This is a genomic window from Ruegeria sp. YTSC004 (assembly GCF_059609805.1).
Genome location: NZ_JBXWMJ010000029.1, coordinates 1 through 15135, shown reverse-complemented (window position 1 = coordinate 15135; position 15135 = coordinate 1). Strand labels below are relative to the sequence as shown.

The window sequence follows — 15135 nt, the reverse complement described above, 5'->3', positions numbered from 1 at the left end:
AATCAAACCAACCAGATGAGCCACATCCTCTCTTAGATCAGAGCGCCATCTGTCCCAAAATCCCTGACGACGGACAGCGTTTGTAAGTCTCGCGCTTGGGGACAAGTATGCAGCGGTCATTCCCATTCTCGCATGGCTTGCCATCATGCAGGGAATTCGAGTGTCGCGCAGTGGCAGCACCACTATGGCAGTCGCAAAAGCTAGAACTGAAAACGCCATGATCCCTAATATCGTCCGTGTGAGCGCTTTACCTTTCGTGTGGCATGCGGCGTACCATCACGGCAATATTTTGTCGGTTATCTGGATAGGTATTGCTGCAGAGCTTGTCAGCGCAATTGTCTCTCTGGTCCTATTACGCCGGCGCACCAATTTTTCACTTTCACCGACCACTTTACCTTCGATTTTTACGCTTTTGTTTTTGGCAGTCAGTGGCGTTCGAACAAATGAAACGTTGCAGGTGAGTATAACTTCACAGACCTACTGGGGCGCGGTTTTATCCGTCGCCTTTCTGATTGGGGCAATCGCATCAATGAAAGAGTTGCGAACTTTCGTGCGCCGTCGAGCCATGCCCAACTATGCTGAGTAAAGCAGATGGTTTTGCCACGGTATCTCTGGAGTGGTTGCTCAAACCTGGATTTGGACGTAGTTGGCGTCGGGGGATTCAATATCCATCAGCTTCAAACGTCACCGGTTTCCTGGCCAGATCATTGCGCGCGCGGTGTGGTTGTAAACTTGCTTCAATCTGAGCTTGCGCAAATTTGAGGAGATGTTGTTGCGAGGCCGACAGGGTCGTACAGGCGACGTCTGGCACCTCGATGAGGTTGTTGTGGTATGTCGGGCCGTTTCTGGCGTCAGCGCTTTTGGTTCCATATAGCCGTATTTGATAAGAAAAAGTCCTTGGCTCATCGCAACCACTGAGGAGTGGATGATAAGAAAGACAAGGAAGAGCCCTGGCGAGAAGATCGTCAAAGATATCAAACGGGCTGTGCGCATGTATCCCGGGCTGGAAACAACACAAGCGGCCCGCGCGAAGTGATAAGCGCCGCTACAAACCGCGCAATCACATTAAGATCATGCTCGGTAGGCTCAAGGCATGGCGACGAGTGGCGACACGCTACGACAGATGCCCAAAAGTCTTTCTCTCGGCAATCGTTTTGGCTGCACTCGTCACTTCCTAGCTATGTGCCTTGAACCAAGGGAAATATTGGTAAAAAGATCAGATCGCCCTAATGAAAAAGCGCCCAAAATAATTCCGTGCCCTAAAAGGGTAAGTGGCATTCTGTTTTCCTGACTACAATCGCTTAAACCCGAGGTCGGACTGCTATGCTGGAAAAGAATGTCCGTCGATCGGCGATCCAACACATATGTTCCAACCTCCAACCCGGCATTGGCGCTGCAGGTGACTTTTTTGCCTCTTTCGGTCACAAGCGATCAGTAGAAATGCTCAATGCCGGGCGCGATCGTTGCGATACTCAGAGATTCGATCAACGATGTCAGGCTCCCCATCGAAAAGCCATCAAACCGTGGAATTCTGATCTCTGGTCTTTTTTCTGCCAGCATGATTATTTTACTATCAGGAAAAATTAGGTGCTATGATACTTCGAATGGAATGGGTTTTCCGCTGCTCCTGCTTGCAGAACCAGTTTGGACAAGTGTAGCAAGACATTGAAAGAGTAAAATTGAAAAAACGCGACAAAGAAATGGCGGCAAATCTGACTCAGGACCCACATTCCGTTCGTTCGGGTAACAGAGAAAAAGTTCTTGAAGTTGCCATCGGCCGCGAGGTTCGCGCCTTTCGCAAGCAGCAGGAAATAACCGTCGCGGAGCTTGCCCAGCTAACCGGTTTGTCGATCGGCATGCTGTCAAAAATCGAAAATGGAAATACGTCACCCTCCTTGACGACCTTGCAGTCATTGGCGGATGCACTGTCGGTTCCTTTGACAAGTTTTTTCAGACAGTTCGAAGAACGCCGGGAGGCGGTTCATACAAAAGCAGGTGAAGGTGTCGAGCTGGAGCGTGAAGGGACACGCGCCAACCACCAATATAACCTGTTGGGGCATATTGGCGCCAACGGATCAGGCGTAATTGTAGAACCCTATCTGATCACCCTGACTGCTAAATCCGATGTGTTTCCAACATTCCAACATGGTGGCATTGAGACGATTTACATGCTGGAAGGTGAAGTGGATTACCGCCATGGGGACCAGATTTACCCACTGAAACCGGGTGACACCCTGTTCTTTGATGCGGATTCACCCCATGGCCCGGAACGGTTGGTTAATCTGCCGGCCCGCTACATATCGGTGATCAGCTATCCGCAGACAAACTGATCGTCTTGCGCAATCGGAAATCCGTGGGTCTGTCATAGCCTTCATGGCTGCCCGTATTCACGATCGTGAACCCAAGCCTTGAAAAAACACGATGGTTTTCAGTAAGTTCTACGCGCGTTTCCAGTTCCAGCGCAGGCAAACCAAGCTCTGTTGCACGGCTTGCAGCATGATCCACCAACGTGCGGCAGATACCTTGCCCCCGCAGTCCTTCCTGAACTGCAAGCTTCCCCAAGTACAGGCTGTCGGGTTTGGGCGTCAGAAACATACATGCGAACAGCGGTCGGCCGATGGCCCAAATTTCACCACCATCCTTACAATGCTCCTGCATCCCTTCCACCGTCAGCTTATGGATAGAAGACGGAGGGTCGATCCGCGCATCCATGAATTGAAATGACGCACGAAGCAGCGCAAGCGCGTCATATAATGCAAAGTCATCGCTCGGAATTAGCCAAGGCGTGAAGTCCGGATCAGTCATTTGAGCAACGGCACTTCACAATGCTCACTTGGACAAAGGCGGTTCCGTTTCCAAATCCGGCCAAATCCCTGGCGATGTGGGTAACCCGTCGTCAAACTGACTGAGATAGTCCAGCATCATCGGGCGGTTGTCGATGAACCCTTTGTAAGTCGCCAGTTCTTCGGGCAGGTCCCGAATAACCCGGTGCAGACGGCGGCCCCATTTGGGAACAGTCATCAGATCCTGAAAACTGCACAGATAGCAGCGGATCGGGAACACCAGCGCATTGGAGCGCGGCAGACGGAAGAACGTCTGCAACTCGACCCGCAGATGTTGCTTGTGGGCGATGTTTTCGGGCGTCAGCGTGGTCTTTTGGATGCCCCATTTGTGATAGTTTTCCGGGCTTGTATCTAGCAAAGGATTCACCGTCATGGTCCAGTTGAGACGCCGCGCGGGGGCGCCCTGCTGAATATTCAGCAGGAATTTCAATGCGCGCTTGAATATCCCCATCTCATGCGCTTTTGGAACCGGCGCGTGCCATTCGAAAAAGTTCATGCCGATGTCAAAATCCAGACTCCAGTCGGCTTGGGTCGTCACCATTCCGGCGTCCATCCACAGCATCTCGTCGCGCTGATCAAGTACGGCAAAATCGCCCTGTGCCTGACGGGTGATGTATTCCATCGGCCCATAGGGCAGCGTGGTTTCATCCATGAAGGTAAAGCTGTGATCGATGCCCAATGGCTTGTTGATCCAGCGCCACTGATTGCCGTTGCGGTGCAGCTCAAACAAGTCCGGGTAATCCTCGGACTTGCTAACCATGATCAGTTCCAGCAAGTCCCAACCGGCCAATGTCATATGCGGCAACGACTGACAACGCAGCGGGTCCTGATCCAGAACCATTGCGCGATCTTTCATCTCTGCGACGTAGTGCTCGTCCACATCGAACCGCATTTCATAGACCGAGCCCTCGGGACCACCGCGATGCTGTTCCATGTTGACCGAATACATGTAGCTGTCTTCGTGGAATGGGAACGGAAAGCGTTTGATCGCCCATTCCGAGTTGTGGAACGTATAGTCGTCTCGGAAGGACTCGTCGTTGAATTGAATGGTCATGATGGGCCTCCTCTCAGCGGTCCAGCACGAGGGACTTGCCCTCGAAACGCGATACGCAGGGCATGATTTTCTTGCCTGCTGCCTTTTCTTCATCGGTCAGCCAGTGATCACGATGAACAAAGTTGCCGTCGTGATCCAGAACCACGGTTTCACACTGACCGCAGGCACCACCACGGCACAGATAAGGCGCATCGACGCCTTCTCGTTCGATGGCTTCGAGCAGGCTTTCGTTCTCGCCGACATGAACGACTTTGTCTGAGGCCGCCAGCCGCACCTCGAACGGCTTGCCAGGCTGAGGTGCCAAGAACTCTTCGTAATGCACGCAATCTTCCGGCCAGCCTTCGGCGGCGGCTGTGTTGCGCACCCAGTCGATCATACCCTTGGGGCCGCAGACATAGACATGCGTGCCCAGAGGTTGCCCGCTCAGGAGGTTCTCCAGATCAATCTGCTGGTTCTGATCGTCGTAATACAGATGCGTCTCATTGGGATGCCGGTCGGTCAGCTGGTCCGCATAAGATGCCAGCGCGTGATTGCGGCAGGCATAATGCAGCTCCCAATGCCCATGCAGCAGTTCAAGTTGTTTAATCTGCGCCAGAAACGGGGTGATCCCGATTCCACCGGCCAGAAACAGGTGTTTGCGGGCGCGCAGGTCCAGTGAAAACAAGTTGACCGGATAGCTGATGATCATCTCATCACCCAGCTTGACCTGGCGGTGCATGAACAGTGAACCACCCCTGCCCTCGTCATCGCGCCGAACCGAGATCGTATAGGATGACTGATCAAACGGATCCGACATCAGCGAATAGGGATTAAGCCGCGTGATGCCTCCATCCCGCATTTCAACAACCGTATGCGCGCCACCCGAAAAGGTTGGCAACTGGCCTCCGTCGATGCGTTCGAACCGGAACCGCGTCACCAACTCGTTCAGCGGGGTGATCTCGGTCACTTTGACTTGGATTTTCTCGGCACCGCTCATTCGTAAATCCCTTTCGGCTCGGGCACGTTGCCATGGTCTTCGGCATCGACACGGACGCCCTGATAGGCGGCAAGGCGGCGGGAATAATGGTCGCGCACAAACAGGTTCAGCCCGCAATGCGCGCAGACAAACGGATCAACCTCGACATCCTCGGTGATGCCCTTGCAGTGCACACATTGCATCCGGCGCGCGACTGATCCGCGATGTTCGGTCTGGATTGCCGTGTGCGGCAGGCCAACGGCCATCACTTCGTTCATGGCCTGACCCATCATACCCTCAGAGCCGGTCAAATAAACCTGCAATCCCATATGAGCATCTTCCAAAACGCGGCGAATGCGCTGCAGCGAGGCCTCATAGGATGGACCTTCGTAGAATTGCGCAGGCTTCGCTGCCTGCAGTCGCTCAACGTAATCCGTTCCCTTGGGAATGTAGATCAGATGGGTTTTGGCCATCAGGTCGGGTGTCGCGATGTCAAGAACGGCTTCGGCCCCTTCGGCCTCAGCGATCATGAGATGGTGTTCGCCCGGGCGGACCTCTAGCGTGCCCCAGACCGGGCGGCTTGCGATTGACTTGGGAAATTCGAACTTTGACATTGTGCCCTCAAATAGGAAAAGGGCGCCACGGTGTGTCCGTTGCGCCCCCTTAAACTCAGCCCTTTGCGGTTCTGATCGATTTGTCCTGATCGTAGAACGGCATCTCTTCCGCAGTCGCTGCTATTTCTGTCCCATCGCCGTTGCGGACCGTCAGTTGGGTGCCCGGTGAGGCACACGCAACCGGCATACGGGCGATACCAACATTGTGCCCATTGATTTCGGAATACATGCCGAAGGTGACAACGCCGACCTTTTCACCATTTTGCAGCAGATCCGCGCCCTCGTCCGCCGGGGTCGTGCCGTCAAGTTTGACGCCGTAGATCTTGAACCGTTCTTTGCCTTGCGAAGCATAGTGGTTCTCGGCCCCGATAAAGCCGGTTTTCCCGGGTGACACAGTGAATTCCAAACCCAGTTCCCAAAGCGTATCACCGCATGTTTCGTCGTCGAACGGGTAGGTTTCCGAGTTATCTCCGGGGTAAAACAGCAGATAGCTTTCGGTGCGCAGCAGATCAAGCGTCGAGAACTGGACCGGCACGATGCCCATGTCTTTGCCCTCGGCCAGAATGTTGTCCCACAGGTGTACTGCGTGCTTGGCCTGACAGAAAATTTCGTACCCGCGCTCACCGGTGTAGCCGGTCCGCGAAATCATCACCGGGCAGCCATAGAGTTTGGTTTGCATGATCCCAAAATAAGCCAGATCACGAATTCCGGGAATGTGCTTGGCCAGGAAATCAACGGCCACCGGTCCCTGCAGCGACATGTCGTGCATGTCGTCGTCAAAAATGACCGCGCAGTTTTTGCCCGCCGCCACAGACGTCAGCTGCTCCATGCCCGTACCGGTTCCGTGCACCACAAGCCATGTGTTCACCGACAAGCGATAGATGATGCAATCGTCAACGAATTTGCCTTCAGCATTCAGGATCGAGGCATAGGTCGAACGACCCGGCATGATCTTTTCCACGTTCCGCGTGGTGACCCGATCAATGACATAAGCGGCATCTTCACCGACCACGTGAACCTTTTTCAGGCCGGAAACATCCATGAGGCCAGCTTTGGTTCGAATTGCTTCATAGTCAGCTTTGGCGCGCTCTGGGCTGTGGTCGTAGAACCATGCGGTTCCCATGCCGTTCCAGTCCTCAAGTTCGCCGCCGATCTCGGCATGGCGCTGCGCAAGGGCGGACGTCCTCCAAAGAATGGCCATGGTTCAGCTCTCCCGTTGATTGCTTTTTGTTGCCATATTGAGGCTGATGTCAGATTGAAAATCAACACCTCTGTGCAGAATATTTTCCTGATGGGAATATTTGCCTTCAAATTCTGAACCCTTAGACGGGGGCTTAGAGTTGAAGGAAACCCCTTATTTTCATAAAGAAAAGCCAGTTTTGGACCCTTCAAATTAAGAATGCGACACCACCGTTAAAGATGTTTGCCCCACATATCTATTGACAGGTGCCCCACGAGATTGTCCCCTGAGTAGATAAAATTTCCCAGCAGGAAAACTCCGCAGAGAGACCTCCTGCTGCAACAACAGGGAGACTACGAAGTGGATGGCAATCTAAATGCTCTCACGACGATCTTTACCGAGTTCTACTACTGGGTAACTGTCGTTTTCATGTTCCTCATCCATGTGGGCTTTTGCATGTACGAAGTCGGCGCAAGTCGTGCCCGTAACCATATGCACACATTGATGAAAAACATCATGATCATCCCTCTGGTGACGGTCACGTTCTTCTTCTTTGGATGGTGGATCTACTGGGCTTTTCCAAACTTTCCGTTCTGGGGCGGTCTGGACACTGAAGCGGGCGCAGCGAATCTGCCTTGGGCCGATACGATGGCGACCAATGTTAGTGACAGAATCACTGGCGTTTTCTGGGCGGCATTCCTGCTGTTCTCTTGGACGGCAGCCTCGATCGTTTCGGGTTCCGTGATCGAACGGATCAGGTCTTCGGCGCTCTGGGTTCATGCGGTCATGATCGGATCGGTCTGGTGGATCATCGACGCTGCGTGGGGCTGGCACTACGGCGGCTGGATGGTTCGCATTCTCGGCTACCATGATGCATATGCTTCCGGTGTAATTCACGCAATTGCAGGCGGTTACGCATTGGGTGTGATCATGGTTTTGGGCCCGCGCCTAGGCAAGTTCGCCAAGGACGGTACACCACGGGACATTCCTCCGCACAATCCGTGGCTACTGACGATCGGTATCTTCCTGATCTACACTGGTTTCTGGGGCTTCTATGCCGCGTGCAACGTGCCAGTGATTTCACCTGAAGGGATCGATGGGCAGATCACCGGCGTCACCTGGACAGCAACCAATATCTATCTGGCTCCGACGACCCTGTCGGCGATCACCTTCAACTTCCTCATGTCGCTATCCGGCGGTCTGATGGCTGCTTACGTGATCTCGAAGGGTGATGCGTTCTGGACTTTCTCGGGTGGGCTTGCCGGAATCATCACCGCCTCGGCCGGTAACGACCTGTATCACCCAATCCAAGCGATGATCATTGCCGCCATCGGTGTCGTGATCGTGTACAAGCTGCACTACTGGGTTGAACGCCGGTTCAAGCTGGATGATGCGGTGGGCGCCGTTGCTGTGCACGGTTATGCCGGGGTTGTTGGCCTGGTGATTTCAGGCTTTGTCCTCTGGGGTGTGCCATCTTCGCCATACGAAGGATACGCAACAATCAACCCGATCGGACAGATCACCGGCGCGGTCATCATGTTCTTTGTTCTGGGCTTCCTGCCTGGATGGGCTCTGGCCAAGATTCAATCTTCAATGGGCGTGCTGCGCATTCCGGAAGAGGTTGAGCTGCAGGGCCTCGATTACGCCGAGCACCACGCCTACGAAGATGCCAAGGCAGCGATCATTGAAGCTGACAAACAGGAATTGGCTGCCCGTGCTGGCGCGGCAGCGAAGTAAAGGAGAAAGACATGTCTACGAATGGATACACAAGCTGGGCTGTCGATCTTGCCGAGGTCGGTCCGATCTACCCCTTCCAAGGTTACGAAGTTCTGATGGTCATCATTGGTGTGGTCTTCTGGATTGGCTGGCATCGCATCCAGTTCGTCCGGGAAGGTGAACACCTTGAGAAGGCCCGCCACACCGGCGACGAAGAGAAGGTGAAGGCACAGCTGGAACGATACTGATCCAGCTTTAAGAGCTGGCAATGGGCGTGAAATCAGAGATCACGCCCATTGCCTCTTAGGAAAAAAACTTTCCTACTATTATTGATGTCCCCCAGTTTTGTTGATACCGTCGAATCATAGTCAAACACACAAGGAGATCTGCCAGCCATGTGCGGAATTGTTGGATTATTCCTCAAAGACCAGTCTCTTGCGCCCCAACTGGGTAACATGCTGACGGACATGCTGATTACGATGACAGACCGCGGCCCCGATAGTGCCGGTATCGCGATCTATGGCGCAGAGTCGGCAGGCAAAACCAAGATTACTGTCCAGTCGCCCAACCCCGATGCTGACTTTGTCGGCCTGGCTGATGAGCTGGGTGAAAAGCTGGGCGCAACGGTTGGTCAGACAAACAACGACACACATACCGTTCTTGAAATTCCCGCCGGTCAGTTCGAAGCCGCACGCGCTGCGCTGGCCGAAATCCGCCCGTCGGTTCGGATCATGAGCCGCGGCGAAAGCCTCGAAATCTACAAGGAAGTTGGCCTGCCCAAAGATGTTGCAGACCGATTTAACCTCAACGGTATGAGCGGCACCCATGGCATTGGGCATACGCGTATGGCGACCGAATCCGCCGTGACGACAATGGGCGCACATCCGTTCAACACCGGCCCCGACCAGTGTCTGGTCCACAATGGATCGCTGTCCAACCACAACTCGTTGCGCCGCAAACTGCGCCGTGAAGGTGTGGTTATCCAGACCGAGAACGACACCGAAGTGGGTGCCGCATATCTGACATGGAAAATGATGAACGGCGCGACACTGGGTGAGGCTCTGGAGACCAGCATTGATGATCTGGACGGTTTCTTCACCTTTGTTGTTGGCACCAAAGACGGGTTTGGTGTCGTACGTGACCCAATTGCCTGCAAACCTGCGGTGATGGCCGAAACAGACCAATATGTGGCCTTTGGCAGCGAATACCGTGCTTTGGTAAACCTGCCGGGCATTGAAGACGCCCGGATTTGGGAACCTGAACCCTCCACCGTATATTTCTGGTCGCACAACGACAGCCCCACAACCCACGAAAAGGCCGCCTGATATGCAGACCTATGATCTAGAGGCAGACGGGCTGCGCGGATTGAACTCATCCCTGCAGGCACAAAACGCCGAGACCAATCAAACCCGATGGGAAATTGTGAACCCTAAAGGCAGCCACGCAATCGCCGTCGGTCTGGACGCGCCGATTGAGGTGACGGTCAAAGGCTCGACCGGGTATTATTGTGCCGGGATGAACCAACAGGCGACCATAAAGGTAGAAGGCTCTGTTGGTCCGGGCGTTGCCGAAAACATGATGTCCGGTCAGGTCATCGTCGATGGTGACGCCAGCCAATACGCCGGAGCGACCGGCCATGGCGGATTGCTGGTGATCAAAGGTAATGCCAGCTCGCGCTGCGGCATCTCAATGAAAGGGATCGATATCGTCGTGCATGGCAACATCGGCCACATGTCCGCCTTCATGGCACAGGACGGCAATCTGGTTGTCTGCGGGGACGCTGGGGATGCGCTGGGGGATTCACTCTACGAAGCCCGGCTGTTCGTGCGTGGTTCGGTCAAGAGCCTCGGCGCCGATTGCATCGAGAAGGACATGCGTCCCGAGCATCTGGATATCCTGAGGGATCTTCTGGCCCGCGCGGGCAGCGACGCCAAGCCAGAAGAGTTCAAACGCTATGGTTCGGCCCGTCAGCTTTATAATTTCGACGTTGATAACGCCGCCGCTTACTGAGGAAGAAGGGTATGAAAGATATGGACGATCAGATCCCCCGCACCCTGCCGATCCAGTCGGCGACATTTTCCAACCCGATCAATGCTGAGATCCGTCGCGCCGCTGCGACCGGCATCTATGACATTCGAGGTGGGGGAGCCAAACGGAAAGTACCTCATTTCGACGATCTGCTGTTTCTGGGTGCGTCGGTATCGCGTTATCCGTTGGAAGGCTATCGCGAACGTTGCGATACCTCAGTAACGTTGGGCACGCGCTTTGCCAAAAAACCGATCGAGCTTGATATCCCTATCACCATTGCAGGCATGAGTTTTGGTGCCTTGTCTGGCCCGGCGAAAGAGGCTCTGGGCCGCGGCGCATCCGCAGCGGGCACGTCAACCACCACCGGTGACGGTGGCATGACACCAGAGGAACGCGGCCATTCAACCAAGCTGGTCTATCAGTATTTGCCTTCGCGTTATGGCATGAACCCGAACGATCTGCGCAAGGCTGATGCAATTGAGATTGTGGTTGGCCAAGGCGCTAAACCCGGTGGCGGCGGTATGCTGCTGGGTCAGAAGATCAGCGACCGCGTGGCCGAGATGCGCACCCTGCCCAAGGGTATCGACCAGCGCTCGGCCTGTCGCCATCCCGACTGGACTGGCCCGGACGATCTTGAGATCAAGATCCTCGAACTGCGCGAGATCACTGACTGGCAAGTGCCGATCTATGTCAAAGTTGGCGCAACACGCCCCTACTACGACACTGCTTTGGCCGTGAAAGCTGGCGCCGACGTTGTCGTCATGGATGGGATGCAGGGCGGCACCGCTGCCACGCAGGACGTTTTCATCGAACATGTCGGTCTGCCGACGCTGTCCTGTATCCGCCCCGCCGTTCAGGCACTGCAGGATCTGGGCGTGCACCGAGAGGTACAACTGGTCATCTCGGGCGGTATCCGCACCGGTGCCGATGTTGCCAAAGCGCTGGCGCTGGGTGCAGATGCGGTCGCCATAGGCACCGCCGCATTGGTGGCTCTGGGCGACAACGATCCCAAGTGGGAGGCCGAGTATCAGAAGCTAGGCACCACCACCGGCGCATATGATGATTGGCATGAAGGCCAGGACCCGGCGGGTATCACCACGCAAGACCCAGATTTGGCAGCACGCTTGAACCCGGTTGATGCAGGCCGCAGGCTGCGGAACTACTTGAAAGTAATGACACTTGAGGCGCAGACTATCGCGCGTGCCTGTGGTCACAACCATCTGCACAACCTCGAGCCCGAAGATTTGTGTGCCCTGACAATGGAGGCCGCCGCCATGGCGCGGGTGCCGCTGGCGGGAACCAGTTGGTACCCCGGCAAGGAAGGGTTCTGAATAGATGCTGCGCGGCTCCCTGATGGGGGCCGCGTTTTTGCTTTGACAAACCAAAAAACAACAGGGAAAGGAAAGCAATCGTGACGACAGATCTCGCAGCTTTCGCAAAAGAAAAAGGCGTCAAGTATTTCATGATCTCGTTCACCGATCTGTTCGGTGGACAGCGGGCCAAACTGGTGCCCGCGCAGGCGATTGCCGATATGCAGGAGGACGGAGCGGGATTCGCCGGGTTCGCCACGTGGCTGGACATGACGCCAGCGCATCCCGACATGCTTGCGGTGCCTGATCCGTCCTCGGTCATTCAGCTACCGTGGAAGCCCGAAGTGGCTTGGGTTGCTGGTAACTGCGTGATGGAAGGAAGCGATGTTGCGCAAGCCCCCCGCAACGTCCTGCGCCGCCTTATTGACGAGGCCGCCGCCGAAGGCATGCATGTCAAAACCGGTATCGAAGCCGAGTTCTTTCTGCTGACCCCAGATGGAGAGCAGATCAGCGACCCATTCGATACAGCAGAAAAGCCCTGTTATGACCAACAGGCCGTAATGCGCCGCTATGATGTGGTGCGAGAGATCTGTGATTACATGCTGGAACTGGGTTGGGGTCCCTACCAGAATGACCACGAGGACGCCAATGGCCAGTTCGAAATGAACTGGGAATTTGATGATGCGCTGCGCACCGCTGACAAGCACTCGTTCTTCAAATTCATGACCAAGTCGGTTGCTGAAAAGCACGGGCTTCGGGCGACGTTCATGCCGAAACCGGTCGAAGGTCTGACCGGAAATGGCTGTCATGCTCATATCTCGGTCTGGGATGCCCCAGGCGCGGATGCAAAAACTAACGTGTTTGCAGGCGAAGGCGAAGGCCCAACCGGAGAGGTCGGTCTGGGAGAACGCGGAAAACACTTCCTCGGCGGCATTATGAAACATGCCTCGGCGCTTGCCGCGATCACCAATCCCACGGTGAACAGCTACAAGCGCATCAACGCGCCGCGGACAATGTCGGGTGCAACTTGGGCACCCAATACAGTGACCTGGACAGGCAACAACCGGACGCACATGGTTCGCGTTCCCGGCCCCGGCAGGTTTGAGCTGCGCCTGCCAGACGGGGCAACCAACCCGTATCTGCTACAGGCAGTCATCATCGCGGCTGGGCTATCCGGCATCCGGTCCAAGGCAGATCCAGGCAAACGCTGGGATATCGATATGTATGCCGAAGGTCATAAGGTTCGTGGTGCTCCGAAACTGCCTTTGAACATGCTTGATGCGTTGCGTGAATACGACAAGGACAAAGAACTGAAGGCAATGATGGGTGCCGAGTTCTCATCCGCGTTCCTGAAGATGAAACATCAGGAGTGGAACTCATTTGTCTCCCATTTCTCGCGCTGGGAAAAAGACAACACATTGGACATCTAAGTCGGGTTGCAAGGTTGCATTTCTGGGCCGCGGCACAAGCTGCGGCTCAAATTTTCGGGCCCCAAGAGTATCGCCAGGAACGTTCGCGTTTTTCAGCATACGCAAGGCCAGAGCCCCGGCTTGTTTTGAGACCACATCACCAAGCATCAAGACGACACGCAGATCGTACATTTCTGCAAAGAGCAATCTGTTCCGCAACTGAACGATTTTGACCTTTTGTTAGGAATGGGCGGCCCGATGGATGTTTGGGAGGTCAATGCCATTCCTTGGCTAACGTTCGAAAAGCAAACCATCAGAACGTGGGTGCATGATTTCAATCGACCGTATTTTGGCATTTGTCATGGGTATCGGCTTTGATCAGAACCGCGGAACACTACCGTGATTGCCGCAAAGCGACTTTACGTATACCCGGCATCTGCTTCCAACCGCCAATCTGGAACGTCATTAACCAGCATAAGCGCAGCCCGGCGAAGCGTCGCGCGCATCTTTTCCACAACCGGACCGGTCAATTCGCAATCCGCCAATGCGGCATCGAAAGTGTCCAGCCAAAGCTCTGCGTCGGCCTTCCGGATGGGGATATGCGCATGGATTTCGCGCAGGTCCATATGGCCGAAACGTTCACGATAGTAGGCGCGGCCGCCCAGAAACCCGCTGAGAAATTCAAATTGAGCCAGTCTGGTGTGGTTCAGCCCATGTCCTCGAAAATGCAGCCTGTGCAACGAATGCACTGCCGGATCGGTTTCCATCCGGTCATAGAAACGCTCGACCAGAGCGCGCAGTTGGGTCTCACCACCAAGTTGCTCTATCGCAGATTCCATGTGCTGCCTTTCTGTATCTCTGGCACCTGCAATATTGCATAACAGGAAAATAAGTTTATCAACAGTGACATTCTGACATACTCATGCTCAGAAGCGGAACCAGGTGAAATCAGTGAGGGAGATGACGGATTGAACGCTCTGGTGCTTGGCCTTTTGGCGGCACTTTGCTGGGGGGTACACGATCTGGCAGTGCGCTATGTCAGCCAGTCTGTCAGCGTGATTGCTTCGCTCATGGCTGTGCTGGTTTCAGGCGCAGTGCTGCAACTTGGTTTGGTTGCGATGATGGGTGAAGTCGACCCTATTCCTGGCACGGCATTGATCAGCGCTGTTGCTGCAGGGGGGTGTTATCTGCTGGCGGGCGTCTGCATGTACGCCGCTTTTCAACGAGGCCCGGTCCGGCTGGTTGCTCCGATTGTTGCAAGCTATCCGGTGTTGTCCGTCTCACTGGCCATCTGGCGCGGCGCAACGGTCAGCCCGCTGCACTGGCTTGCCATCATCGCGATTGGTGTTGGCGTTTCTGTTGTGGCTGCCCAATCTGAACGCGACGCGACCGAATACCCAGCGGCTGGCCCGACGGTGGTGTTATCGATACTTGCAGCAATCGGGTTCGCCGCCACCTTTGCGCTAGGACAATATGCAACCGAACATAATGACGAATACTCAATCTCTCTGGTTATTCGACTGACGGCAGTTTTTGCCCTAGGCATGATCGCCCTGGCATCCCGGAGATCAATCTGGCCTGAGCGTCGGGCTCTGCCTCTTCTCTATGTCATGGGTGTTCTGGATGCTGTTGCCATCCTTTGCGTGATCGCGGCGGGCGGGTTGCCGAATGCGCAATTTGCCTCGGTGACGGCGTCCGTCTTTGGGTTGCTGACGGTTGTGTTGGCCTGGGCTGTCTTGCGTGAAAAGATGCTGCCACGCCAATGGCTTGGATGTTTGGTTGCGTTTGCGGGAATAGGTTATCTGGCTCTCTGAGGCGACCATTCCGAAAGCTCTTTAAAACAAGGTAATATCAGTTTCGTTAGGGCGCATTTTTTGCGCCCTAACGAAACAGGTCAGGCTGTGAGGCCTTCTGGTTCTGGGAGTTTGTTTGCGCGGCAGGCGGCGGTAAGTGTGTTGGCCAGCAGGCAGGCGATGGTCATGGGGCCGACACCTCCGGGGACCGGGGTGATGGCGCCGGCGCGTGC

At 55.0% G+C, this 15135-nt stretch carries 15 protein-coding genes and 2 pseudogenes; 10 read left to right on the top strand and 7 right to left on the bottom strand.

The window, feature by feature from the left end; all coding sequences use genetic code 11:
* Positions 1–184: 184 nt before the first annotated feature.
* From AC2FFP_RS22980 to AC2FFP_RS22970, 3 genes and pseudogenes are all read left to right on the top strand, one after another.
* On the top strand, positions 185–586 hold the full coding sequence (locus tag AC2FFP_RS22980; RefSeq protein ID WP_496845380.1) for a hypothetical protein: 402 nt from the start codon (positions 185–187) through the stop codon (positions 584–586).
* 400 nt (positions 587–986) lie between these two features.
* Positions 987–1178 (top strand): annotated as a pseudogene (locus tag AC2FFP_RS22975) (IS5/IS1182 family transposase); the annotation flags it as partial.
* A 522-nt stretch (positions 1179–1700) separates the two neighbouring features.
* Positions 1701–2330, top strand: a complete 630-nt coding sequence (locus AC2FFP_RS22970) for a helix-turn-helix domain-containing protein (protein WP_058272918.1) — start codon at positions 1701–1703, stop codon at positions 2328–2330.
* Here the strand turns inward: AC2FFP_RS22970 and AC2FFP_RS22965 are convergent.
* The 5 genes from AC2FFP_RS22965 to AC2FFP_RS22945 are packed head-to-tail and all read right to left on the bottom strand — an operon-like array spanning position 2308 to position 6667.
* Complete coding sequence (locus AC2FFP_RS22965; protein WP_496770810.1) at positions 2308–2805, bottom strand: GNAT family N-acetyltransferase; 498 nt, start codon at positions 2803–2805, stop codon at positions 2308–2310. The genes AC2FFP_RS22970 and AC2FFP_RS22965 overlap by 23 nt on opposite strands.
* Before the next feature lie 24 nt (positions 2806–2829).
* Entirely contained in the window at positions 2830–3897 is a 1068-nt protein-coding gene (locus AC2FFP_RS22960; RefSeq protein WP_496770812.1) for a heme-dependent oxidative N-demethylase family protein, read from the bottom strand.
* A gap of 13 nt (positions 3898–3910) precedes the next feature.
* Positions 3911–4873, bottom strand: coding sequence for a PDR/VanB family oxidoreductase (locus AC2FFP_RS22955; protein WP_496770814.1), 963 nt, complete (start codon positions 4871–4873; stop codon positions 3911–3913).
* Positions 4870–5466, bottom strand: a complete 597-nt coding sequence (locus tag AC2FFP_RS22950; RefSeq protein WP_496770816.1) for a dimethylamine monooxygenase subunit DmmA family protein — start codon at positions 5464–5466, stop codon at positions 4870–4872. The genes AC2FFP_RS22955 and AC2FFP_RS22950 overlap by 4 nt, the downstream gene beginning before the upstream one ends.
* Before the next feature lie 55 nt (positions 5467–5521).
* Positions 5522–6667: an aminomethyl transferase family protein gene (locus AC2FFP_RS22945; RefSeq protein WP_496741948.1), complete on the bottom strand. Its 1146-nt coding sequence runs from the start codon at positions 6665–6667 to the stop codon at positions 5522–5524.
* Between the two features lie 339 nt (positions 6668–7006).
* On the opposite strand from AC2FFP_RS22945, the gene AC2FFP_RS22940 reads away from it, so the two are divergent.
* The 6 genes from AC2FFP_RS22940 to glnT all read left to right on the top strand — a co-directional run bounded on the left by AC2FFP_RS22940 (position 7007) and on the right by glnT (position 13130).
* On the top strand, positions 7007–8383 hold the full coding sequence (locus tag AC2FFP_RS22940) for an ammonium transporter (RefSeq protein ID WP_496781204.1): 1377 nt from the start codon (positions 7007–7009) through the stop codon (positions 8381–8383).
* A gap of 11 nt (positions 8384–8394) precedes the next feature.
* The gene (locus tag AC2FFP_RS22935) at positions 8395–8610 is read left to right on the top strand and encodes a hypothetical protein (RefSeq protein WP_108861028.1); all 216 of its coding nucleotides are present in this window, start codon (positions 8395–8397) and stop codon (positions 8608–8610) included.
* A 147-nt stretch (positions 8611–8757) separates the two neighbouring features.
* Complete coding sequence (locus AC2FFP_RS22930) at positions 8758–9687, top strand: class II glutamine amidotransferase (protein WP_496881560.1); 930 nt, start codon at positions 8758–8760, stop codon at positions 9685–9687.
* Between the two features lies 1 nt (position 9688).
* Positions 9689–10372, top strand: coding sequence for a GltB/FmdC/FwdC-like GXGXG domain-containing protein (locus AC2FFP_RS22925; protein ID WP_108861026.1), 684 nt, complete (start codon positions 9689–9691; stop codon positions 10370–10372).
* A gap of 20 nt (positions 10373–10392) precedes the next feature.
* On the top strand, positions 10393–11721 hold the full coding sequence (locus AC2FFP_RS22920) for an FMN-binding glutamate synthase family protein (RefSeq protein WP_496741962.1): 1329 nt from the start codon (positions 10393–10395) through the stop codon (positions 11719–11721).
* Positions 11722–11801: 80 nt separating this feature from the next.
* Entirely contained in the window at positions 11802–13130 is a 1329-nt protein-coding gene (gene glnT / locus AC2FFP_RS22915) for a type III glutamate--ammonia ligase (protein ID WP_496770820.1), read from the top strand.
* 398 nt (positions 13131–13528) lie between these two features.
* On the opposite strand, the gene AC2FFP_RS22910 is transcribed toward glnT, so the two are convergent.
* Entirely contained in the window at positions 13529–13948 is a 420-nt protein-coding gene (locus tag AC2FFP_RS22910) for a group II truncated hemoglobin (protein ID WP_496770822.1), read from the bottom strand.
* A gap of 129 nt (positions 13949–14077) precedes the next feature.
* On the opposite strand from AC2FFP_RS22910, the gene AC2FFP_RS22905 reads away from it, so the two are divergent.
* Positions 14078–14923, top strand: a complete 846-nt coding sequence (locus AC2FFP_RS22905) for a DMT family transporter (protein ID WP_496881559.1) — start codon at positions 14078–14080, stop codon at positions 14921–14923.
* An 80-nt stretch (positions 14924–15003) separates the two neighbouring features.
* Here AC2FFP_RS22905 and AC2FFP_RS22900 read toward each other — a convergent pair.
* A pseudogene (locus AC2FFP_RS22900) lies at positions 15004–15135 on the bottom strand (bifunctional methylenetetrahydrofolate dehydrogenase/methenyltetrahydrofolate cyclohydrolase); the annotation flags it as partial.

Coding starts and splice junctions, on each gene's coding strand:
- AC2FFP_RS22930 (WP_496881560.1), top strand. CDS start 8,758: ATGTGCGGAATTGTTGGATTATTCCTCAAAGACCAGTCTCTTGCGCCC.
- AC2FFP_RS22950 (WP_496770816.1), bottom strand. CDS start 5,466: ATGTCAAAGTTCGAATTTCCCAAGTCAATCGCAAGCCGCCCGGTCTGG.
- AC2FFP_RS22910 (WP_496770822.1), bottom strand. CDS start 13,948: ATGGAATCTGCGATAGAGCAACTTGGTGGTGAGACCCAACTGCGCGCT.
- AC2FFP_RS22935 (WP_108861028.1), top strand. CDS start 8,395: ATGTCTACGAATGGATACACAAGCTGGGCTGTCGATCTTGCCGAGGTC.
- AC2FFP_RS22970 (WP_058272918.1), top strand. CDS start 1,701: ATGGCGGCAAATCTGACTCAGGACCCACATTCCGTTCGTTCGGGTAAC.
- AC2FFP_RS22920 (WP_496741962.1), top strand. CDS start 10,393: ATGGACGATCAGATCCCCCGCACCCTGCCGATCCAGTCGGCGACATTT.
- AC2FFP_RS22945 (WP_496741948.1), bottom strand. CDS start 6,667: ATGGCCATTCTTTGGAGGACGTCCGCCCTTGCGCAGCGCCATGCCGAG.
- AC2FFP_RS22955 (WP_496770814.1), bottom strand. CDS start 4,873: ATGAGCGGTGCCGAGAAAATCCAAGTCAAAGTGACCGAGATCACCCCG.
- AC2FFP_RS22925 (WP_108861026.1), top strand. CDS start 9,689: ATGCAGACCTATGATCTAGAGGCAGACGGGCTGCGCGGATTGAACTCA.
- AC2FFP_RS22980 (WP_496845380.1), top strand. CDS start 185: ATGGCAGTCGCAAAAGCTAGAACTGAAAACGCCATGATCCCTAATATC.
- AC2FFP_RS22960 (WP_496770812.1), bottom strand. CDS start 3,897: ATGACCATTCAATTCAACGACGAGTCCTTCCGAGACGACTATACGTTC.
- AC2FFP_RS22965 (WP_496770810.1), bottom strand. CDS start 2,805: ATGACTGATCCGGACTTCACGCCTTGGCTAATTCCGAGCGATGACTTT.